The sequence below is a fragment of the Vibrio sp. R10-SG3-ISO3 genome (genome assembly GCF_059834225.1).
Genome location: NZ_JCBDHE010000003.1, coordinates 1 through 22758, shown reverse-complemented (window position 1 = coordinate 22758; position 22758 = coordinate 1). Strand labels below are relative to the sequence as shown.

General features: G+C 48.6%; 20 protein-coding genes, 2 tRNA genes and 2 rRNA genes. 5 read left to right on the top strand and 19 right to left on the bottom strand.

Annotation, left to right across the window (positions count from 1 at the left end; translation table 11 throughout):
• Positions 1–117: 117 nt before the first annotated feature.
• Both AC6R1A_RS00345 and AC6R1A_RS00340 read right to left on the bottom strand, forming a co-directional pair.
• Positions 118–969, bottom strand: a complete 852-nt coding sequence (locus tag AC6R1A_RS00345; RefSeq protein WP_334551427.1) for a carbohydrate ABC transporter permease — start codon at positions 967–969, stop codon at positions 118–120.
• Positions 969–1889, bottom strand: a complete 921-nt coding sequence (locus AC6R1A_RS00340) for a carbohydrate ABC transporter permease (RefSeq protein ID WP_487901735.1) — start codon at positions 1887–1889, stop codon at positions 969–971. Before AC6R1A_RS00340 ends, AC6R1A_RS00345 begins: the two co-directional genes overlap by 1 nt.
• Before the next feature lie 344 nt (positions 1890–2233).
• On the opposite strand from AC6R1A_RS00340, the gene AC6R1A_RS00335 reads away from it, so the two are divergent.
• The 4 genes from AC6R1A_RS00335 to AC6R1A_RS00320 all read left to right on the top strand — a co-directional run bounded on the left by AC6R1A_RS00335 (position 2234) and on the right by AC6R1A_RS00320 (position 7628).
• Positions 2234–3316, top strand: a complete 1083-nt coding sequence (locus tag AC6R1A_RS00335) for an ABC transporter ATP-binding protein (protein ID WP_500631708.1) — start codon at positions 2234–2236, stop codon at positions 3314–3316.
• A 232-nt stretch (positions 3317–3548) separates the two neighbouring features.
• On the top strand, positions 3549–4697 hold the full coding sequence (gene chrA / locus AC6R1A_RS00330) for a chromate efflux transporter (protein ID WP_500633028.1): 1149 nt from the start codon (positions 3549–3551) through the stop codon (positions 4695–4697).
• A gap of 239 nt (positions 4698–4936) precedes the next feature.
• Complete coding sequence (locus AC6R1A_RS00325; protein WP_500633027.1) at positions 4937–6622, top strand: AMP-binding protein; 1686 nt, start codon at positions 4937–4939, stop codon at positions 6620–6622.
• A gap of 100 nt (positions 6623–6722) precedes the next feature.
• Entirely contained in the window at positions 6723–7628 is a 906-nt protein-coding gene (locus AC6R1A_RS00320) for a LysR substrate-binding domain-containing protein (protein ID WP_500633026.1), read from the top strand.
• Between the two features lie 60 nt (positions 7629–7688).
• Here AC6R1A_RS00320 and AC6R1A_RS00315 read toward each other — a convergent pair whose 3' ends face one another.
• The 13 genes from AC6R1A_RS00315 to trmJ all read right to left on the bottom strand — a co-directional run bounded on the left by AC6R1A_RS00315 (position 7689) and on the right by trmJ (position 19688).
• Positions 7689–8723, bottom strand: coding sequence for an ABC transporter substrate-binding protein (locus tag AC6R1A_RS00315; RefSeq protein WP_500633025.1), 1035 nt, complete (start codon positions 8721–8723; stop codon positions 7689–7691).
• 237 nt (positions 8724–8960) lie between these two features.
• Positions 8961–11048: an elongation factor G gene (gene fusA / locus AC6R1A_RS00310; protein ID WP_500631704.1), complete on the bottom strand. Its 2088-nt coding sequence runs from the start codon at positions 11046–11048 to the stop codon at positions 8961–8963.
• Positions 11049–11273: 225 nt separating this feature from the next.
• Positions 11274–11699, bottom strand: a complete 426-nt coding sequence (ndk, locus tag AC6R1A_RS00305; RefSeq protein WP_334551437.1) for a nucleoside-diphosphate kinase — start codon at positions 11697–11699, stop codon at positions 11274–11276.
• Between the two features lie 86 nt (positions 11700–11785).
• Complete coding sequence (gene pepB, locus AC6R1A_RS00300) at positions 11786–13084, bottom strand: aminopeptidase PepB (RefSeq protein ID WP_500633024.1); 1299 nt, start codon at positions 13082–13084, stop codon at positions 11786–11788.
• A 166-nt stretch (positions 13085–13250) separates the two neighbouring features.
• Entirely contained in the window at positions 13251–13445 is a 195-nt protein-coding gene (gene iscX / locus AC6R1A_RS00295) for a Fe-S cluster assembly protein IscX (protein WP_334551440.1), read from the bottom strand.
• A gap of 39 nt (positions 13446–13484) precedes the next feature.
• Complete coding sequence (fdx, locus tag AC6R1A_RS00290; RefSeq protein WP_500631702.1) at positions 13485–13823, bottom strand: ISC system 2Fe-2S type ferredoxin; 339 nt, start codon at positions 13821–13823, stop codon at positions 13485–13487.
• A 12-nt stretch (positions 13824–13835) separates the two neighbouring features.
• On the bottom strand, positions 13836–15689 hold the full coding sequence (hscA, locus tag AC6R1A_RS00285) for a Fe-S protein assembly chaperone HscA (RefSeq protein ID WP_500633023.1): 1854 nt from the start codon (positions 15687–15689) through the stop codon (positions 13836–13838).
• 19 nt (positions 15690–15708) lie between these two features.
• The gene (gene hscB, locus AC6R1A_RS00280) at positions 15709–16224 is read right to left on the bottom strand and encodes a co-chaperone HscB (protein WP_334551445.1); all 516 of its coding nucleotides are present in this window, start codon (positions 16222–16224) and stop codon (positions 15709–15711) included.
• Between the two features lie 57 nt (positions 16225–16281).
• On the bottom strand, positions 16282–16605 hold the full coding sequence (iscA, locus tag AC6R1A_RS00275; protein WP_334551446.1) for an iron-sulfur cluster assembly protein IscA: 324 nt from the start codon (positions 16603–16605) through the stop codon (positions 16282–16284).
• 59 nt (positions 16606–16664) lie between these two features.
• Entirely contained in the window at positions 16665–17048 is a 384-nt protein-coding gene (gene iscU / locus AC6R1A_RS00270; RefSeq protein WP_138970401.1) for a Fe-S cluster assembly scaffold IscU, read from the bottom strand.
• A 48-nt stretch (positions 17049–17096) separates the two neighbouring features.
• Positions 17097–18311, bottom strand: coding sequence for an IscS subfamily cysteine desulfurase (locus AC6R1A_RS00265; protein ID WP_334551449.1), 1215 nt, complete (start codon positions 18309–18311; stop codon positions 17097–17099).
• A 29-nt stretch (positions 18312–18340) separates the two neighbouring features.
• A complete protein-coding gene (gene iscR / locus AC6R1A_RS00260; protein WP_334551450.1) occupies positions 18341–18847 on the bottom strand; it encodes a Fe-S cluster assembly transcriptional regulator IscR in 507 nt (168 codons plus the stop codon).
• A 115-nt stretch (positions 18848–18962) separates the two neighbouring features.
• Positions 18963–19688: a tRNA (cytosine(32)/uridine(32)-2'-O)-methyltransferase TrmJ gene (trmJ, locus tag AC6R1A_RS00255; RefSeq protein WP_500633022.1), complete on the bottom strand. Its 726-nt coding sequence runs from the start codon at positions 19686–19688 to the stop codon at positions 18963–18965.
• A 175-nt stretch (positions 19689–19863) separates the two neighbouring features.
• Between trmJ and suhB the strand changes: the two genes are divergently transcribed.
• On the top strand, positions 19864–20667 hold the full coding sequence (gene suhB / locus AC6R1A_RS00250) for an inositol-1-monophosphatase (RefSeq protein ID WP_500626970.1): 804 nt from the start codon (positions 19864–19866) through the stop codon (positions 20665–20667).
• Between the two features lie 351 nt (positions 20668–21018).
• Here the strand turns inward: suhB and AC6R1A_RS00245 are convergent.
• The 4 genes from AC6R1A_RS00245 to AC6R1A_RS00230 form a co-directional block, all read right to left on the bottom strand.
• Positions 21019–21095: transfer RNA gene (locus AC6R1A_RS00245), tRNA-Trp, on the bottom strand.
• Between the two features lie 139 nt (positions 21096–21234).
• A tRNA-Asp gene (locus AC6R1A_RS00240) sits at positions 21235–21311 on the bottom strand.
• A gap of 41 nt (positions 21312–21352) precedes the next feature.
• A 5S ribosomal RNA gene (rrf, locus tag AC6R1A_RS00235) occupies positions 21353–21468 on the bottom strand.
• Positions 21469–21553: 85 nt separating this feature from the next.
• Positions 21554–22758 (bottom strand): 23S ribosomal RNA (locus AC6R1A_RS00230); the annotation flags it as partial.

Here is a 22758-nt window from a genome sequence, read left to right as displayed (position 1 = left end):
TTGAGCCTAAGGCTCTTGGTCCAATTTATTGTTTTGTTGCTGTGTAGAGTCTGTTACTGCATAGACCTGCTGGTGAGCCAAATGGGGGTTTCGCCCACCAGCAATTTGTTGATCCTATTATCCTTTGGTCGCACCTAGGGTTAAGCCGGCGATGAAATGACGCTGCATGGTAAAAAACAGCACCACAGGTGGAATCGCCGCAACGATCGCGCCTGCCGACATCAGCTGCCAAGACGCCAGCCACTGACCTTGCAGTGAGCTAAGCCCCGCAGTAACCGGACGGACTTCATCACTTTGCACTAAGACCAATGCCCAGAAGAAGTCGTTCCAGATGAAGGTGAAAACCAGCACCGCCAACGCCGCTAATGCTGGGCGAACCAAGGGCAATACTACGTGCCAGAAGATCTTCCATTCGGTGACCCCTTCCACGCGCGCGGCTTCAATCAAGGCATCCGGAATACCGACGATGAAATTGCGCATAAACAAGGTACAAAATCCGGCTTGAAACGCGATATGGAAGAAAATAAGCGCCCAATGGGTGTCGTAGAGACCAAAGCTGATGGTCAAATCGCGCACTGGGATCATCAGGATCTGGAAGGGTACAAAGTTACCCGCGATGAACATCGCGAAGATCCAGATGTTCGCCTTGAAGTTGTACTTCGCCAAAGCAAAGCCCGCCAACGTTGACAGCGCCACCGCCCCGGCAACCGCAGGCAAAGTGATCATCAAACTGTTGATCAGGTATTGGCCCATTGCGGTTGAGGTAAAGACTTGAGTGTAGTTTTCGAGAAACTGGATTTCGCTTGGCCAGCCCCAGTAATTACCAGTGTTGATGTCTTCTATCGAGCGAATCGAGGTCATCATCACCGCAATCAATGGCAGTAACCACATCACGATCGACAGTGGCAACGCGACGCGATAGCTGATATTGACAAAACGGCCAGATTTTTGAATCGGTTGTGGGTACATTATTTTTCACTCCTCAACATACGCCATAAGAAGTACGCGATATACACATCCATGATGAGGAACAACACAACGGAAACTGCCGCGCCATAACCCATTCGGTAGTTAAAAATGGACTCTTCATACATCTGGTAAGCCAATACCGTCGAGCTGCCCCACGGGCCACCGGCTGTCATGGTGGCAACCAAGTCAAATGAGCGCAGCGCACCAATCACGGTGACCACAATCGCAATGAAGGTCGCAGGGCGAAGCTGCGGCAACACCACGTACCACAACATGCGCCACTTTTTCGCACCGTCAAGACGCGCCGCTTCAAGCTGCTCTGGGTCCAAGTTGTTCAACCCCGTGAGGTACAAAATCATGCAGTAAGAAATCTGCGGCCACAGACCGGCGGCAATGATGCCGTAGGTGACGTAATCTTCGTTGGCCAAAATAGAAACCGGCTCGAAACCGAGACCACCCAACACAATATTGAACAAGCCAAACGACGGGTCATAGAACCAAGCAAACACCAAACCGACGACCACTTGCGAAATAACAAAGGGGAAGAAGAACAGCGATTTAACAACACGAATCCCTCTCACCTGTTGGTTAAGAAAGAGCGCGATCGCTAAACCAATCGGCGGGGCGAGCATAAAGAACACTAGCCAAAGGAAGTTGTTTTTCAATGAGGTGTAAAACGCATCGGAATCAAACAACTCACGATAGTTGTCTAGGCCGACCCATGTTTTTTCACCTAGCCCATCCCATTCAAAGAAACTGAGCCAAATACTGTCTAGAATCGGATAGATAACATAAACGGCAAAAATCGCCATCGCAGGCGCTAAGAACAGCCAAGGGGAGAGCTTGGCACTCACCCGAGATTTACGTCTGGCTGAGGGGAGACGATTTTCTGGGTATATCGTTTTCACAGATTGCTCCATTTTGTGTGACTCCTTGTCACATCTCGTCGTTTCTGTTCGTTAAAGTTTCACTTATATAAAGTAGACAAAAAGAAACCAAAAGATGAAGTTTTATCGCATCTACGAATACATATTAGCCATCCACTTTATTTTATATAGGGAGAGAAATTGATTTTGTAAACGTTTCCACAAAATTCACCTATTTTCCTCCAAAAACCATGACAAGGATCAACTATTGCCATTGAGCAACTAACAAAAATCGCGGAAAAGCGTATGTTTTAGACAGAAACAAAAAACAACTCACGTTAAACGAGCGCATTCGCTCATAAAACGAAATTTTTAAGCCATATGGGCAAGGAGTATTTATGGCTGACATCAGCTTAAAGAAAGTCATCAAGCGTTTCGGTGACGTTCAAACCATCCATGGTGTGGATCTTGAGATCGACAATGGAGAGTTTGTGGTTTTTGTTGGACCATCCGGTTGTGGTAAATCGACCCTGCTTCGTCTTGTGGCTGGTTTAGAAGAGATCACCGAAGGCGAAATCAGTATCGACAACCACATCGTCAATGACGTTGATCCTGCCGAGCGAGGCGTGGCGATGGTATTCCAATCTTACGCCCTCTACCCTCATATGACTGTTGAAGAGAATATGGGCTTTGGCCTGAAAATGAACGGTCACCCTAAAGAGTACATCGACAAGCAAGTGAACGGCGCGGCGAAAACGCTACAGCTTGATCACTTGTTGCAGCGTAAACCAAAAGAGCTCTCTGGCGGTCAGCGTCAGCGTGTCGCTATTGGCCGCGCCATTGTACGTAACCCCAAAGTGTTCCTTTTTGATGAGCCCCTCTCCAACCTCGATGCAGAACTGCGCGTCGACATGCGTCTGCAAATCGCCAAGCTGCATCAAGATCTGCAAAACACCATGATCTACGTAACGCACGATCAAGTCGAAGCCATGACGCTCGCCGATAAAATCGTCGTCCTGCGCGATGGTCGTGTTGAGCAGGTGGGCTCGCCGCTAGAGCTCTACCACAAACCGCAAAACGAATTTGTTGCTGGCTTCATCGGCTCACCGAAAATGAACTTCATTCCAACCCAAGTCGAGCAAGCCAATAGCTCTGGCCTGACCTTGGTAAGTCAAGACGGCAAGGTATTCCATCTGCCCGCGGTGCAGCGCGCACTGCACGCTGGCGATAAAGTCACTCTCGGTATTCGTCCTGAACATTTAGAGATCAACAATGACAACCCAGTGCAGATTGAGTTCCAAAGTGAAGTAGTCGAACGGTTGGGCAACAGCACCTACATGTTTGGTCAATCTTGTGGCGTTGATGGGTTCAAAGTACACCTACCTGGCGATCAAGAGGTCACTAAATTCCAAACTATGGCGCTAAGCTGCAAACAGAGCGATTGTCACCTATTCGATGGCCAAGGCATTCGCATAGAGTAAGGCGTTTTAACTCCTCACGTTGAACAGGTCAGCCCTTTGGCTGGCCTTGTTTGTTATCCCCTCTCTTTGTCACTCGTATTCACTCACCCAATTTGTTACTGAGCTTTTCAGTGCCAATCTTTGTCATAAAAGTGACATATTCCATTGAGACCATGACGCCCTTACTGACAAGGCCAACCTTCCTCTCTCTATAATGCCTTGTTTTTCAATCACACTAAGGATGCGTTGAGCAATGCTAGCGATTTTCAAAACCTTCTTTTGGCTAGGCTGGATTAGCTTTGGTGGCCCTGCCGCCCATATCGGTTATTTTCGTCATACCTTTGTAAAAAAACGCCGATGGCTCAGTGATGAGGAATACGCGCAAATCGTCGCGCTCAGTCAGTTTCTACCCGGCCCAGGTTCAAGCCAAGTCGGCTTCGCGTTAGGCTACAAAAAAGGCGGATTGCTTGGTGCCCTTGCCGCCTTTATCGGCTTTACCACCCCCTCTATCGTGATCATGTTGGCGCTCGCATTGGTCAGCAGCCAAGTCACCGATGCCACGTTGTTTCAACATATCGTCCACGGACTGAAGTTACTGGCAGTGGTTGTGGTCGCCGATGCCACCTTAGGGATGTACAAGAACTTCTGCCAAACTCGCCTAAGCGTCAGCCTCTGCGTGGCGACTGCGATCGCACTGCTCGTTATGCCGAGCATTGTCACCCAAGTGATGGTTTTGTTGCTGGCCGCTGCGATTGGCGTAAAGTTCTTAGGCCGCGAAACGTCAACGCCGCCGAGTGCCTTTACTCCAAGCCTATGGCCTCTCGCATTTTTTGCTGTGCTGTTCATGGGTTTACCCTTAGTCGCAGCACGTTCTGATGCATTGCAGCTATTTAATGACTTTTTCCAAGCGGGTAGTTTGGTTTTTGGTGGCGGTCATGTGGTTCTGCCACTGCTGCAAGAGTTGGTCGGTGATAGGCTGTCACAAGATCTCTTCCTCACCGGGTACGCCGCCGCACAAGCCGTCCCGGGTCCGATGTTCACGTTTGCCACTTACATCGGCTACGCCTTACTGCCGAACGCGCCGATTTTTGGGGCTCTACTGGCCACCCTCGCGGTCTTCTTACCCGGGTTTCTGCTGCTCTTAGGCGTACTGAAAAACTGGCAATCGTTGGCGCAAAGGCCCGCCGTGTCAGGCGCGTTGCAAGGCGTGAATGCCGCCGTGGTGGGATTATTGTTGGCGGCCTTGTATCAACCTGTGTTTAGTAGCGCGGTTTTATCTTCGGTGGATCTGGCGCTCGTCGTGCTCGGTATTTACTTGATGAAACAATACAAACTACCGATTGTATGGATGGTGGTGCTCTTTATGCTTTTAGGCGCGGTGGTCGGCCACCTGACCCTCTAGTCGTTCTCACAGGGTTTGCGAGCGTGCAAAGCGCTCGCAAATGTATCGCTACATACAACACAATGCCAGACGGCTCACATCTACACCGTTCGCTTCACCTTGAAATCCTCTGTTTCATCACATCTTACCAGTTTGCCCCCTAGGATTCGCTTCACTCACTTTTCATTTACATGCTAAAGTTAACAAGCTGTTAACAATAAAAATAATGTACCCATTTGCCAATAACACGGAGTTAGAGAATGATTCAGCCTAACGAGTTACGCAAACCGTCCTGTGCTCTCCCCCCACCGAACGAGATGATTTTGAAATGGGCAGAGGAACGCCCTAATCAGGTCTATCTAAAACAGATCATCAACCGCCAGTTTGTCGAATACACTTACGCCGAGGTTGCAGACAAAGCGCTCAGATTAGTCTCAGCACTGCAAGCGCTAGGTCTTAAACCACGTGACAAAGTCGCACTGGTATCGAAAAACTGCGCCGAGTGGTTCATTTGTGACTTGGCGATGATGTTGGGCGATTTTGTCAGCGTGCCCATCTTCCCGACCGCCGGTGCTGACACGATTGAATACTGTGTGACCCATAGTGAAAGTAAAGCTCTGATTGGCGGCAAACTCGATGATGCTGGCGCCACTCAGGAAGTAATTGATGGTCAAGCAGGCTTGATCACTATCGCGCTGCCCTATGACACTGCGCCAAAGTGCCAACATCAGTTCAACGACTTAATGGCGCAGCATGCTCCAACGGATTTTCGTGCCGAGCACTGCGATGATAAGTTAATGTCGCTGGTGTATACATCAGGGACATCGGGTCTACCGAAAGGGGCAATGTTGACTTATGGCGCATTCAGTTGGTCTGCGCAGCAGTTGATCAATCATATCGGCATTGAAGAGAACGATCGCCTATTCTCCTACCTCCCTTTGGCGCACATTACCGAGCGTGTGTACATCTTTGGGTCCTCCATCATGGGTGGCGTCCAAACGGCCTTCCCAGAGTCACTTGATACCTTTATCGAAGATGTCAAAATGCAGCGCCCGACTCTGTTTATCTCTGTTCCCAGACTCTGGACTCTGTTCCAACAGCGTATCCAAGATAAATTGCCACAGAGGAAGCTCAATATTCTGCTCAAGATTCCGTTCGTTAATTCCCTTATCAAGAAAAAGCTCGCCGATGGCCTGGGCTTAGATCAAGCACGCGTGCTCGGCTGTGGCTCTGCGCCGGTGTCACCCGCTTTGCTCGATTGGTATCACAGTGTCGGCCTCAATATTACTGAGGCTTGGGGGATGACTGAGTCCTTTGCCTACAGCACACTCAACTACCCGTTCCGCGCTGATAAGATTGGCAGTGTCGGCAATGCTGGCCCCGGAATCGAACTCAAAATTGCCGACGATGATGAAATCATGGTACGCAGTAAAGGGATGTTCTCTGGCTACTACAAAAATGACATTGCCAGTCAGGAGTCATTCGACAGCGAAGGTTGGCTACATACTGGCGACATCGGCGCTATCGATGCTGAAGGCTACTTGACCATTCAAGGACGCAAGAAAGACACCTTCAAAACCGCCAAAGGTAAATTTGTCGCGCCAGTGCCCATTGAGAAGAAATTGTTCGAATACAGCCGCGTTGAAATGATGTGTTTAATTGGCCTCGGTCTGCCCGCCCCGATTTTGCTCGTCGTCCCGCATGACTTTCCTAACTTTGACCGTGCTCGCTATGAACGCACCACCAAAAAAGTGATTGCGCGGATGAACCAAGAGCTCGAATCGCATGAGCAAATCAAAGGGGTACTGATGATCAAAGAGCCGTGGAGCATCGAAAATGGCATTCTAACGCCCACACTCAAGATCAAACGCCATGTACTGGAACAGAAGTACCACGACGAGGGCCACAACTGGCCGAAAGGTCAACTCGTTGTCTGGGAAGAGTAACGCTAGTCGCGCTATCTTATCGAGAAGTTAAGGAGAACATGGTTCTCCTTTTTTTCGTCATGTATAGTGACGAGCAAAATGTGATTGAAAAGGATCGTCTATGGATGCAAGGCTGCATCATCTTCCGGGGTTACGGTATTTCGAAGTCGCGGCGAGGCACAACAGCTACAGTCGAGCGGCTGAAGCGCTGTTCGTCAGTCAGGCGGCGGTGAGCCAAAAAATACGTCAACTTGAAGATGGCTTAGGATGCAAACTGTTCGTGCGTGATGGTCGGGAAATGCGTCTCACAGAGCAAGGCAAGGTGCTGTATAAGCATGTCTCTCATGGGTTCGAACAGATCATTTCGGGGCTCAATCAGATTCAAGCTGAGCCGGTCGAAGGATTGCTCTGTGTCAGCTCTACGCCTTCATTTGCCTCTCGCTGGTTATTGCCACGTCTATGGAAGTTCTCAAGCCAGCATCCCAACATCCCCATTCGGATCATCACTAGCTGTGACGCGCCAAACTTAAAACAAGGTGAAGCGGATGTGGTCATTTGGCAAGGTGAGACGCTGGGTGAAGAGTGCCCATCGAAACTTCACAAAGAGTTCCTGTTTGAAGAGATCATTTATCCTTTTTGCTCCCCTCACTTAGCCAAGTCCATTAACCTGACTCAACCCGAACAGCTGCTCGCCAGTTGGTTAATTCACTATGAGTCTGGCGGTTACCCTTGGAAAAGTTGGTTTGCTAAAGCCGGTATAAAGATGGAAAAAGAGTCGGTTCGTTGGATGGATGTCAGTACCTTCGATCACGCAATGAACGCCGTCATGGCCGGGCATGGCGCCTGCTTAGTCTCTGACTCACTCGCGGCTGATTACGTCGAACGTGGACTACTCATGAAGCCCTTCGATATCGGCATGACCCCGGGCATTCAATTTAATCTCTTCTATGATAGAGAATCGACAAGGCGCGATCGTATTCAAGCTTTCGCCCACTGGCTGAGTAATGAAATTGCCCCTTGTGAATGACATCGCCCCCAGCGATATCTCGCTAGGGGTGTGTTACGTTTAAGCTTAGAGCCGACCCGATTATTGGGTTCTTAGACGTTGCCAGTACTTCTCATACACCGCTAAGGTCTCAGCACCAACATCGTTAATGAACTCCCCTTTCTTGATGTCTTCCACCGCTGGGAAAATCGTCGGGTTATTCTTAAGTTCGTCAGCTAGCAATGCGCGGCCTGCATTCGTTGCGGACGCATAGCCTAGGCTATTGACGATCTCAGCTTGCTGCTCAGCTTGGTACATAAAGTTAATGAACTTGTGTGCCAATGCTTTGTTTTGGCTGCCTGATGGAATAGTAAAGTTATCCATCCACAATACCGCGCCCTCTTCTGGCATCACAAACTTCAGCTCTGGCATTTCGACTTGGCCTTGGTAGGCATTACCATTCCACTGCATACCAACAGAGGCTTCACCGGAAACGTAAGGCATTTGTGGTGCATCTGAGTTATAGAGTAGGACGTTATCTCTCAAGGCTACTAACGATTCGTAGGCCTGCTTGATCTCGTCTTCGTTCTTCGTGTTGATGCTATGACCGTTCAATTTCAGCGCCATACCAAATACGTCACGAATATCGTCGATCAGCATCACCTGTTGTGCGTATTTCGCATCCCAAAGCTGTGCCCATTTGGTGACAGGCTCGTCAACAAGGGATTCATTGTAGCTGATGCCCGTCACGCCCCAAATGTAAGGCAAAGAGTAACGGTTGTCAGGATCATGAGCTTGGCCCAATAACCCTTCCATCGCGTCGCCCATATTCTGGACTTGCGCATGATCTATCTCAGCCAGTAGTCCTTCACGTCCCATTTTCTCGATAAAGTAGGCCGAAGCGAATACCACATCGTAACCTGAGCCTTTCACCAGTTTTAACTTGGTGTACATTGATTCATTATTTTCAAATGTTGAATAGTTAATCGTTACGCCTTCTTGTTTCTCGAACGCTTTTAATGACGCTTCTGGCAAGTAGCCACCCCAAGCGTAAACGTTCAAAACTTTATTATCTGCGTGAGAAGAAAGGCTGAGTAACAATGCGCTCAGACCCACTACTTTAGAAAACACTTTCATGGTATGCGATCCAACCTGTCCAGCAACGCGCTGGGATTCGGGCGCATAATTATTTAATTGTTAATCAATTGAAAGGGAAATTAATTAATCGTTATGAACAATATTTGTTATCGCTTAGCGAGCGCCGATAACTGCTGGTCTAAAGAGAAAACGTGGTCAAAAATAGGCATAAAAAAACCTCCGATGCTTTCGCATCGAAGGTTTGTAATCATCACACAAGTGATACGCGGTTAAGAATTACTTCTTAGCGTTGCGCTCTTTCACTTCAGCGATAACTTGCTCAGCAACGTTTGCTGGACATGGTGCGTAGTGAGCGAACTCCATAGAGAACTGACCACGACCAGAAGTGATAGTACGTAGGTGACCGATGTAGCCGAACATCTCAGATAGAGGAACGTCAGCTTTAATACGAACACCTGTTGCACCAGCTTGTTGATCTTTGATCATGCCACGACGACGGTTGAGGTCACCGATTACATCACCTACGTTGTCATCTGGTGAGAATACGTCAACGTGCATGATAGGCTCTAGAAGCTGAGCACCTGCTTTAGGCATAGACTGACGGAATGCACCTTTCGCTGCAATTTCGTAAGCGATTGCTGATGAGTCAACTGCGTGGAAGCCACCGTCGAATAGCTCAACTTCTACGTCTAGCGTAGGGAAGCCAGCTAGAACACCCGTTTCCATCATGCTCGCGAAGCCTTTCTCTACTGCAGGCCAGAATTCTTTAGGTACGTTACCACCAACAACTGTTGACTTGAACGTAAAGCCAGAGTTTGGCTCACCTGGTTTGATACGGTAGTCAATCTTACCGAACTGACCAGAACCACCAGACTGCTTCTTGTGCGTGTAGCTATCTTCAACTGCTTGAGTGATAGTCTCACGGTAAGCTACCTGCGGTGCACCGACTTCTAGCTCAACACCGTAAGTACGCTTAAGGATGTCTACCTTGATGTCTAGGTGAAGTTCACCCATACCTTTTAGGATAGTTTCGCCTGAATCTTCGTCAGTCTCTACTTGGAAAGATGGATCTTCTGCAACCATTTTACCGATCGCGATACCCATTTTCTCAGTTGAACCTTTGTCTTTTGGTGATACAGCAATCGAGATTACTGGCTCAGGGAAGATCATTGGCTCTAGAGTACATTCGTGCTTAGGATCACATAGAGTGTGACCTGTTTGAACGTTCTTCATACCAACAACAGCGATGATGTCACCCGCTTGCGCTTCAGTGATCTCGTTACGGTCATCAGCTTGCATTTCACACATACGGCCGATACGCTCAGTTTTACCTGTTGCCGCGTTAAGGATCGTATCACCTTTCTTCATCACACCTGAGTAGATACGGATGAAGGTTAGTGCGCCGAAGCGGTCGTCCATGATCTTAAACGCTAGAGCACGTAGAGGCTCGTCTGCAGATACTGTTGCAACTTCACCAGTTGGCTCACCAGTTTCTGGATCAGTTAGAGGCTGAGGCTCCACTTCTGTTGGCGATGGTAAGTAATCTACCACTGCGTCTAGTACTAGCTGAACACCCTTGTTCTTAAATGCAGAACCACAGAATGTAGGGAAGAATGCTAGGTCACGTGTACCTTTACGGATACAACGCTTGATGTCTTCGATAGAAGGCTCTTCACCTTCCATGTACGCTTCCATTAGGTCGTCGTCTTGCTCAACAGCCGTTTCGATTAGCTCTTCACGGTACTGTTCAACGTCATCAACCATGTCAGCTGGAACGTCTAAGATTTCGTAGTTCTCAGGAAGACCAGAGTCATCCCATACGTACGCTTTACGAGATAGCAGATCAACCACACCAACGAAGTCATCTTCACGGCCGATTGGAAGAACCATCACTAGTGGGTTAGCCGCTAGAACGTTCTTAACTTGGTCAACAACGTTGAAGAAGTCTGCGCCCATACGGTCTAGTTTGTTTACGAAGATCAGACGAGATACTTCTGATTCGTTCGCGTAGCGCCAGTTCGTTTCTGACTGAGGCTCAACACCACCAGAACCACAGAAAACACCGATACCACCATCAAGAACTTTTAGTGAACGGTATACTTCAACTGTAAAGTCAACGTGTCCCGGAGTATCGATAACGTTTAGGCGGTGGCCATTCCACTCACAAGTTACCGCAGCAGACTGGATAGTAATACCGCGCTCAGCTTCCTGCTCCATGAAGTCAGTCGTAGACTCACCGTCATGTACTTCACCAGTTTTGTGGATTTTACCAGTAAGCTTAAGGATACGCTCAGTGGTGGTAGTTTTACCCGCATCAACGTGCGCGAAAATACCAATGTTTCTGTACTTTGATAAATCTGCCATTGTCTTACTCTGTTTATAAGGTATAAATTGCGCGCAGAGTATATCACAATCTGTCAAGACTGATACCCTCGTGTGCACTTGTGTTCAAAAAAACTTTTCCCATCAATCTTAGCAGGAATTTTCAGTCTTTCTTACTAATCTCAACCGGATTGATTCGATATCTCGCGATAAAAAATGCTGCTTGCCAAGGCAAACAGCATTGATCATTTTCTGCCCGAATAACAATTAACGTGGGCAGATTTCTGACTGAGGGAAGAAGAACTCGATCTCGCGCGCTGCCGACTCAGGGCTGTCAGAACCGTGAACCGAGTTGTGACGCATACTCAGCGCATAGTCAGCACGAATCGTGCCGCAAGCGGCTTCTTCAGGGTTTGTTGTTCCCATCAGCTCACGGTAACGGGCAATCGCATTTTCCCCTTCTAGAACTTGAACCATAATCGGGCCTGAAGTCATAAACTCTTTCAATGCAGGAAAAAAAGGCTTCCCTTCGTGTTCAGCGTAAAAACCACTGGCCTGTTCTTGGGTTAAATGGACCATTTTCGCAGCAATGATACGAAGCCCCGCTTTTTCAATGCGATGGTAAATCTCACCAATCAGATTTCTCTCTACCGCATCGGGCTTGATAATGGAAAAGGTTCTTTCTAGAGCCATAAGTCATCCTTCAGTCATTAGTATAGTTATATGAAAATATAGGGTGTTGTGTAATCACAATAGAACATGGCCTTACGGCCATGTCACTATTCGCCAGCCTGCTCTTGCAGTACACGCGCTAAGGTTCGTACGCCGACGCCCGTAGCGCCTGCGGCCCACTTGTCCGTAGGACCCTTGCGGTAAGTGGCCGCACAGTCAAAATGCAACCAACCTTTTTTGTAATCAGCAACGAAGTAGGACAAGAACGCGGCTGCGGTACTCGCACCTGGTGCATAGTCGCCACTGCTGATGTTAGAAAGATCGGCAAAGTTAGACGGCAACATGCCACGGTGGAAGTCCGCTAATGGTAGCGGCCACAATCCCTCTTTCTCTGCTTTCGCAGAGGTCAGCGCTTGATGCGCTAGCTCATCGTCAAAACTAAACAGTGCATGGTAGTCATTACCAAGCGCATGTTTGGCTGCACCAGTGAGGGTCGCGCAATCAATAATCAGCTCGGGCTGCTGCTCGCTCGCATAAATCAAACCATCCGCCAATACCAGACGGCCTTCAGCGTCCGTATTCATGATTTCAACGGTTTTACCATTTTTGTAGGTAATGATGTCACCCAGTTTAAGTGCTCGGCCTGAAATCATATTCTCTGCACAGCAAAGGATAAGCTTCACACGTTTGTTCAAGCCACGCATGATCGCGAGGGCGAGACCGCCAGTGATCGTCCCAGCGCCGCCCATGTCTGACTTCATTGCCGTCATCATGTTCGAAGGTTTTAGACTGTAGCCGCCTGAGTCAAACGTGATGCCTTTACCTACAAGGCAAGCAAAGACGGGTGCATTCTCATCACCGGTCGGGTTGTAATCCAATTGCAGCATTGCGGATGTGCGCTCTGAGCCACGACCGACGGCATAGATACCCTGCCAATCTTCAGCGAGAAGGTCTTTGTCTTTAACAATACGTGCCGTCACTGTCCCTTCTGGTGCAACGGATTTAATGAACTCTGCCGCCATAGTGGCCAGCTGACGTGGTGCCACCTCTTCAGCGGGTTTATTGATTATATCTCGGGTGAACTCTGTCGCTTTGATGCGCGCATCGAGCTCAGCTTGATCCGCATCTGACAGAGCGCCCCAGGAAAGCAGGCTGGTTTTCTTCGGGGCACGGAAGCCTTGATGGAAAGCCCAAATGCTTTCTAGATCCCATCCTTCGCCCTCGAGTGAAGCTTCTCGAATACCTTGCGCTTCTAACTTGCGCGCAGCACGCTGAATCGCGCCTAAATCATGACTGTCGCTAAGGTGGATCGTTGCGCCATTCGCCACGAATGAAAGGATGGCTTTTTCACCCCATTGTGGTGCGGCGGCTTGTTGGCTTAAAAAAACAGACATCGTTGTAGACATGGTTTCTCCTTGTCTTATCTGAGCGCTGCCTACGCTCTTATTCTATGCTTTGACGGATGTTAGCATTTTGTAGGGTTAAAGTGTCAACTTGATAAAAAAACGGACCATAGGGTCCGTTTTTTTTAGTAAGTTTTGTTAACTCTGCAAGGTTTTCTCTCAACCCGCGTTAATCCATCTCATCCATCCAGCATAAGATGACGGCTTCGAGGATTTTTTCATTGGAGCGGTTGGGCTCATCATCGAAGTCATCGAGCTCTAAAATCCACTGATGAAGATCCGTAAAGCGCACGGTTTTAGGATCCGTATCTGGAAATTTGTCACACAGCTCGATGGCAATATCGCGTGAATCTGTCCATTTCATTGCTTACCTTCCTGTTTCAACTCACATGGGGTACAGTGATTAATGATCTTCTGATGCGTGGTTCAATGTGTACTTTGGTATTTCCACAACCAAATCTTCATCCGCGACTCTCGCTTGACAGCCCAGGCGTGATTCTGGCTCCAAACCCCACGCTTTATCTAGCATGTCATCTTCCAGCTCATCGCTCTCTTCGAGCGAATCAAAGCCTTCACGGATCACAACGTGGCACGTCGTGCATGCACACGATTTTTCGCATGCATGTTCAATTCCAATTCCGTTTTTTAATGCCACATCCAGTACCGTTTCGCCCGATTGGGCGTCTAGCACCACCCCTTCAGGGCACAAATCTTCGTGAGGCAATACAATAATCTTAGGCATAACGTGTTTCTCTTATAGTTCGTCCACGGACTGACCAGACAGTGCCGCGCGAATCGATTTGTCCATACGACGAGAGGCGAAGTCTTGGCTCGCTTTGTCTGTTTCTTTGATACCTTGCTCAATCGCATCGGCATCATCACCATTACGTAGCGCTATCAATTGCTCGATAACGTGCAACAGTTGTTGGCGCTCTTGTTCTGAAAGTAGCTCATCGCCATCCGCTTGCATGGCGGCGAGTAGACCTTCAATCACACGGTCAGCCTCTACACGCTGCTCTGCCAATGCGCGAGCCATCATGTCTTCTTTGGCGTGCGTCATGGAGTCACGTAGCATGTTCGCGACTTCATCGTCACTGAGACCGTATGACGGTTTCACTTGAATTTCAGACTGAACGCCCGTGCTCTTTTCCATCGCAGTCACTGAGAGCAAACCATCTGCATCGACTTGGTAGGTCACACGGACGTGCGCTGCACCAGCGGCCATCGGCGGAATGCCTTTTAGGGAGAAACGAGCTAATGAGCGACAATCGTCCACCATTTCACGTTCACCTTGCACAATGTGCACACTCATCGCTGTTTGACCATCTTTGAAAGTCGTAAATTCTTGCGCACGAGCAACAGGAATCGTCGTATTGCGTGGAATGATTTTTTCAACCAATCCTCCCATTGTCTCGATGCCGAGCGACAATGGAATCACATCCAGCAGCAACATTTCAGAGTCCGGTTTGTTGCCTGCCAACACATCCGCTTGGATACCTGCGCCAATCGCCACCACTTCATCTGGATTGATGCTGGTCAGCGGAGTGCGGTTAAAGAACTCACCGACCATTTCACGCACTAGCAACGTTCGTGTGGAACCGCCAACCATCACGACTTCTTGCACTTCATTGGCTTCAACCTGCGCATCTTTCAGTGCACGGCGACAAGTCAGCAGTGTTTTTTTCACTAGCGGTTGAATCAATGTTTCGAATTCTGCGCGCGTCACCGTACCTTGCCAATTGAGCAGCGAGACATCAACGGCCTCTTGATCTGAAAAAGCAATTTTGGTTCGAGTGGCCACATTAAGGGCTACGCGGTAATCATGACTGGAAAGGCGCGTGGTTATCCCGGCTTTGTCGATCAGATAATCAGCGAGCAAGTGATCGAAATCATCGCCGCCCAACGCAGAATCACCGCCTGTCGCCAATACCTCAAAAACGCCTTTAGAGAGGCGGAGAATTGAGATATCAAAAGTGCCGCCACCAAGATCGTAAACCGCGATCACGCCTTCTTGCCCGGAGTCCAAACCATACGCAATCGCGGCGGCGGTTGGCTCATTGAGCAAACGTAGCACATGCAGACCAGCCAGTTTTGCCGCATCTTTTGTGCCCGCGCGCTGCGCATCATCAAAGTAGGCTGGCACAGTAATGACAACGCCAGCCAGTTCGCCACCTAGGCTTTGTTCTGCGCGTTGACCCAGTGAGCGCAAAATATCTGCCGAAACTTCAATTGGGTTCTTGTTCCCCATTGCAGTGCGCAGTACTGGCAATCCATTGTCACTGGCTTGCATCTCATAAGGTAAGTTGGGGTAACGCGTTTGGATGTCGGATAAAGAGCGTCCAATCAAGCGTTTAACGGAAATAATGGTGTTTTCCGGATCCGCCTCAGCTAGAGCAGCGGCGTCATAGCCTACTTCGATGTTGTCACCCGAGTAGTTCACAATCGAAGGCAATAGGCTTCGACCTTGCTCATCTTTTAATGTCTTGGCTTGGCCACTTTGTACCGAAGCCACCAGAGAGTTGGTTGTACCTAAATCAATACCCGCCGCGAGTTTGTGCTCATGGGGAGCAGAACTCTGGCCAGGCTCTGCAATTTGAAGTAATGCCATGATGGATCCTTGTTACTCACTAGCCGAGGAGGTTATCTTCGACTCGCTCAATTTCGTGTTTTAATTTCGCAATGAATTTAAGTTTTCTGACGCTGTCCGCTGCTTCTATCCAGCGTTGTTCATCCAGTTGCTGCTGCATACTCTCCAACTGCTGCTGATGCATGCGGCTGACTTTCGCATCGAAGTCAAACAGCGCCGTCTCCACATCGCCACTCTGGCTCATTTCTTCTAGCTCTTCACGCAGCTCCATTTGCTCCATGAGAAACATCGGATCCTGCATCGTCTGCTGCTCCGAGCGGATGTCCACCCCTTGCTGTTGCAGAATATACTCCGCCCGGCTGATGGGATTTTTTAGCACGTGGTAAGCGTCATTGATCTCAGAAGCTTTCTGTACCGCCATTAAACGATCACGCTCAGAACCACTGGCAAAGTTGTCTGGATGAAAACGCTTCTGGAGTTCACGGAACTGTGAAGAAAGAAGGCTACCATCCAGATTAAACTGACTTGGTAGCCCAAATAATTCAAAGTAATTCATTAAGAATTCTGTCCTTGGTCGTCAATCGGTAGGGACATGCCCTACCCATATCATCAATTAAACGTTAAAGCTCTCACCACAACCACACTCGCCTTTTGCGTTCGGGTTGTTGAACTCGAAACCTTCGTTGAGCCCTTCCTTAACATAATCAAGTTCGGTGCCATCTAGGTAAACGAGGCTTTTCTTGTCAATGATCACTTTGACACCAGAATGCTCAAATACTTCATCTTCTTCATTGAGATCATCGACAAACTCGAGCACATACGCCATACCAGAGCAACCTGTCGTTTTCACACCCAAGCGCAAGCCAATGCCTTTACCTCGGTTTTCTAAGAAGGTTCTTACGCGGCTTGCCGCTGTCTCTGTCATTGTGATGGCCATACTGCACCTTAGTTTTTTATTTGACGATGATAATGGGAGAGCGAGCCTCCCATTGTAACTTATTGTTGGTGTTTTTTCTTATAGTCAGCAACGGCTGCTTTAATGGCGTCTTCCGCCAAAATAGAGCAGTGTACTTTTACCGGTGGAAGCTCGAGCTCCTCAGCAATTTCCGCGTTCTTAATCGCCGCGGCTTCATCGATGCTCTTACCTTTTACCCACTCTGTGACGAGAGAGCTAGACGCAATCGCGCTACCACAACCGTAAGTCTTAAATTTCGCGTCTTCAATAATGCCCTCTGGGGTCACTTTGATTTGCAGTTTCATTACGTCACCACACGCTGGTGCGCCAACCATGCCGCTACCAACCGATGGATCTTCTTTATCAAACGAACCAACGTTACGTGGGTTTTCGTAGTGATCAATTACTTTTTCGCTGTATGCCATGATATTTACCTCGAATCCTCTATCTCATTCCCTGGGGAAACCTATCTATTAGTGGTGCGCCCACTCAACAGTGCTTAGGTCGACCCCTTCCTTGTACATATCCCATAGAGGAGACATGTCACGTAGCTTGTTTACCGCTACGCGAATTTGTTCAATTGCGTAATCAATTTCTTCTTCAGTGGTGAAACGACCAAATGAGAAGCGAATTGAGCTGTGTGCCAGTTCATCATCTAAACCGAGAGCGCGCAGTACATAAGATGGCTCTAGGCTAGCAGAGGTACACGCACTGCCTGAAGACACCGCAAGATCTTTCAGCGACATAAGCAAAGATTCACCTTCTACAAACGCGAAGCTGATGTTTAGGTTTTGTGGTACACGTTGCTCTAAGTCACCATTGATGGTCACGGCTTCTAAGTCTTTCACACCATTGAGTAGACGCTCACGCAATGCCAAAGCATGGTCGTGATCTTTCTGCATCTCTTCCTTTGCGATACGGAAGGCTTCGCCCATACCGACAATCTGATGTGTTGCCAGTGTGCCAGAACGGAATCCGCGTTCATGACCACCACCGTGCATTTGCGCTTCTAGACGAATACGAGGCTTACGACGAACGTACAAGGCGCCAATGCCTTTAGGACCGTACGCTTTGTGCGCTGAAAGAGAAATCAGATCAACTTTCATCTCTTGAACATCGATAGGCACTTTGCCCGCAGACTGCGCTGCATCGACGTGGAAAACAATCTTGCGCTCACGACACAACTCACCAATAGAGGCGATATCTTGAATCACACCGATTTCGTTGTTCACATGCATGATAGATACAAGAACCGTGTCGTCACGCATCGCCGCTTCAAGCTTATTCATATCGATGATGCCGTTTGATTCTGGCTCTAGGTATGTCACCTCAAAGCCTTCACGCTCTAATTGACGGCAAGGATCAAGAACTGCTTTGTGCTCGGTTTTGCAGGTAATGATATGTTTACCTTTCTTCTCATAGAAGTGTGCAGCACCTTTGATAGCGAGGTTGTCAGATTCAGTCGCGCCTGACGTAAAGACGATTTCACGAGGATCTGCATTGAGCAAATCTGCAATGTTCTCACGGGCCGTGTCTACCGCCTCTTCAGCCTGCCAACCGTAACGGTGTGAACGTGATGCAGGGTTGCCAAACGTACCGTCCATTGTCATGTACTGAACCATTTTTTCAGCAACACGTGGATCAACTGGGCAAGTCGCTGAATAATCTAAATAAATCGGCAGTTTCATTCTCTACTCCAATGTAACAGGCAGACCGCTTAAGAGCGGACGTTGACACCGATGGGTGCGGTGCTTGTATTTTTGTTGGTAAACCCATGATTGACAGCAAGATCGATATCTTGACGGTCTGAAATTTCTAATACTTCATTGTCATTCATCAACTCACCGAGTGTGATGTTGTTGAGGAAATCACTAATTCGAGAACTCAGGTCACGCCATAGCGTATGAGTTAGGCAGCGAGTACCACCTTGGCAGTCACCTTTACCATTGCATTTCGTCGCATCGACCGACTCATCGACCGCTGCGATAACAGTACCAATAGCAATAGTATTCGCTTCTGCACCAAGACGGTAACCACCACCAGGGCCACGTACACTCGCCACTAGGCCAGCTTTACGTAGCTTAGAAAACAGTTGCTCTAAGTAAGACAAGGAGATGCCTTGACGCTCAGAAATGTCCGCAAGCGGCACTGGATTTTGTTGTGAGTGCAGAGCCACATCTAACATGGCTGTCACTGCGTATCTTCCTTTAGATGTAAGTCTCATATAACACCATATCCACATCGTTTATGTGGTAGGAAGTTTTTCATACTTGACCAAAATGGTCAAGTATTTAATTGACTAATTTACTCAGGTATTCATCCCTAAGCTTACTGTGGCTTTACCCTTTGGAAAGCTGCTTCTCGATAGCGCTCAACATACCGCGTAAAATATTGAGCTCTTGGGCCTCTGGCCTCGCTCGATTGAACAACCGGCGAACCTTGTTCATCACTTTACCGGGCTGCTGCTGATTTATAAACTGGGTCTCGGTCGCGACTTTTTCAAGGTGCTCAAAGAACATTTCCAACTCTTTATGCTTGGGGTATTCAGCTTCAGATGGGGCATATTGCGCTTGCTCGGCATCGAGATAAGCCACTCGGACTTCGTAGCTGAGGGTTTGCACTGCCATAGCGAGGTTGAGAGAGCTGTACTCCGGGTTAGCAGGTATGCACACGTGATAGTGACACGTTTGCAACTCCTCGTTAGTTAGACCAGTTCGTTCTCGCCCAAAGACAAGGGCTACAGGTGCCTGCTGCCCTTCAGCGACAAATTTTTTGCCGCACTCTCTTGGTGTCAACATCGGCCATTCAAGGGTTCTGGAGCGGGCACTCGAACCCACCACGAGCACACACTCTTTTACTGCCTCTTCTAAGGTGCTGACCACTTCGGCGTTCAACGCAATGTCCGATGCCCCCGACGCCAACGCAATCGCTTGTTCATCAACTTCACATTGAGGATCGACCAACACCATGTTGGATAAGCCCATGACTTTCATCGCACGCGCTGCAGAACCAATATTGCCCGAATGTGAGGTGCCAACTAAGACAACCTTAACGTTATTTAACATCAAACCGTACCAAGATAAAAACCGCTGCGAGATATTAACATATACCTGAGTAAAATGGTCAGACCCTTAAGAGCATAAAAGTTAAGAGTTCAAAAAATAACCACTTCCATTTATCGAGCAATCTGATATACTCCCGCCCGTTTTTCTGTTCTTTAACATCCGTTGGGAAATTAGTATGCATCCAATGCTTAATATCGCTATTCGTGCTGCACGAAAAGCTGGCAACCATATTGCTAAATCTTTAGAAAATGCTGAGAAGATCGAATCAACTCAGAAAGGCACGAACGACTTTGTCACTAACGTCGACAAAGAAGCAGAAGCTATCATTATCGATACCATCAAGGCTTCATACCCAGAGCACTGCATTGTTGCAGAAGAAAATGGGGTTATTGAAGGTAAAGATAAAGACGTACAATGGATCATCGACCCACTGGATGGCACCACAAACTTTGTGAAAGGTTTGCCTCATTTCTGCGTTTCTATCGCTGTTCGTTTTAAAGGTAAAACGGAAGTAGCGTGTGTTTACGATCCTATGCTTAATGAACTGTTTACAGCGCAACGTGGCGCAGGTGCACAGCTCAACAATGCGCGCATCCGTGTGAAACAGCTAAAAGATCTACAAGGCACTGTGCTTGCAACGGGTTTTCCATTCAAGCAGAAACAGCACTCTGAATCTTACCTAAAAATTCTTTCAGCGCTCTTTGTTGACTGTTCAGACTTCCGTCGCACTGGCTCAGCTGCGTTGGACCTATGCTACATGGCTGCCGGCCGCGTAGACGGTTACTTCGAGCTAGGACTGAAACCTTGGGACATCGCTGCAGGTGAACTGATTGCTCGTGAAGCTGGCGCAATCGTGACAGACTTTGCAGGCGGCACAGAGTACATGAAGTCAGGCAACGTTGTGGCATCAAGCGCACGTGGCGTGAAAGGTATGCTTAAGCACATCCGTGAAAATGGTAACGAAGCTATCCTGAAGTAACCGAAACTTCACCCTATTTCTAGCCCACTCCTCGAGTGGGCTTTTTTGTATCTAACGATAGATATCCCCATCAGCATGCTGGTTAAAGGCAATATCGCTTTTAGCAAGCTTGGCTTTCCGAACGCTAGTTATCGATATTTCGTGACGTGTTGGTTAGTCAAAAAGTTCGAAAACGAGAGTTCCTAATAGAGATACCAGGAAGACGGGACTGGTAATCTAGAGATTCGAGCACCCGATACGTGCCGATTTGGAATAGGGATAATCCGCTGCTCTGAGCATTGGGTGACAGCCACAACCACGGGTTTTTATAGATACAAAAAGGCTCTAGTCTTTCGACTAGAGCCTTAGATATGGCAGGGGTGGAGAGATTCGAACTCCCAACACGCGGATTTGGAATCCGCTGCTCTGCCAATTGGAGCTACACCCCTAAAATAGGTTCAAATTGTTCGTGGAAGAGATATTCGAACTCCCAACACGCGCCTTCTCGAGGACTTTGGGGAATCCGCTGCTCTGCCAATTGGAGCTACACCCCTATCTTCGTGTTTATCGAGACGACTCTCATATAAGTGGCGGAGTGGACGGGACTCGAACCCGCGACCCCCGGCGTGACAGGCCGGTATTCTAACCAACTGAACTACCACTCCGCAGTGGTATCACTCGCCTAAGCAAGTGTCCATAATTTGAAGCCTGGCGATGTCCTACTCTCACATGGGGAAACCCCACACTACCATCGGCGCTAATTCGTTTCACTTCTGAGTTCGGCATGGAATCAGGTGGGTCCAAATCGCTATGGTCGCCAAGCAAATTCTTTAATTCGGAAAGCTGTTTACGTTCTTACACATTCAATGTTCTTTCATTGAGTCCATCAAAACCCTTTGGGTGTTGTATGGTTAAGCCTCACGGGCAATTAGTACAGGTTAGCTCAACGCCTCACAGCGCTTACACACCCTGCCTATCAACGTTCTAGTCTCGAACAACCCTTAAGGATACTTAAAGTATCAGGGAAGACTCATCTCAGGGCTCGCTTCCCGCTTAGATGCTTTCAGCGGTTATCGATTCCGAACTTAGCTACCGGGCAATGCGTCTGGCGACACAACCCGAACACCAGAGGTTCGTCCACTCCGGTCCTCTCGTACTAGGAGCAGCCCCCTTCAATCTTCCAACGCCCACGGCAGATAGGGACCGAACTGTCTCACGACGTTCTAAACCCAGCTCGCGTACCACTTTAAATGGCGAACAGCCATACCCTTGGGACCGACTTCAGCCCCAGGATGTGATGAGCCGACATCGAGGTGCCAAACACCGCCGTCGATATGAACTCTTGGGCGGTATCAGCCTGTTATCCCCGGAGTACCTTTTATCCGTTGAGCGATGGCCCTTCCATTCAGAACCACCGGATCACTATGACCTGCTTTCGCACCTGCTCGAATTGTCATTCTCGCAGTCAAGCGGGCTTATGCCATTGCACTAACCTCACGATGTCCAACCGTGATTAGCCCACCTTCGTGCTCCTCCGTTACTCTTTGGGAGGAGACCGCCCCAGTCAAACTACCCACCAGGCACTGTCCTCACCCCGGATAACGGGGCTAAGTTAGAACATCAAACATACAAGGGTGGTATTTCAAGGTCGGCTCCACAGATACTGGCGTACCTGCTTCAAAGCCTCCCACCTATCCTACACATGTAGGCTCAATGTTCAGTGCCAAGCTGTAGTAAAGGTTCACGGGGTCTTTCCGTCTAGCCGCGGGTACACTGCATCTTCACAGCGATTTCAATTTCACTGAGTCTCGGGTGGAGACAGCGTGGCCATCATTACGCCATTCGTGCAGGTCGGAACTTACCCGACAAGGAATTTCGCTACCTTAGGACCGTTATAGTTACGGCCGCCGTTTACCGGGGCTTCGATCAAGAGCTTCGACCGAAGTCTAACCCCATCAATTAACCTTCCGGCACCGGGCAGGCGTCACACCGTATACGTCATCTTACGATTTTGCACAGTGCTGTGTTTTTAATAAACAGTTGCAGCCACCTGGTATCTGCGACTCTCAATAGCTCCATCCGCAAGGGACTTCACCGTCAAGAGCGTACCTT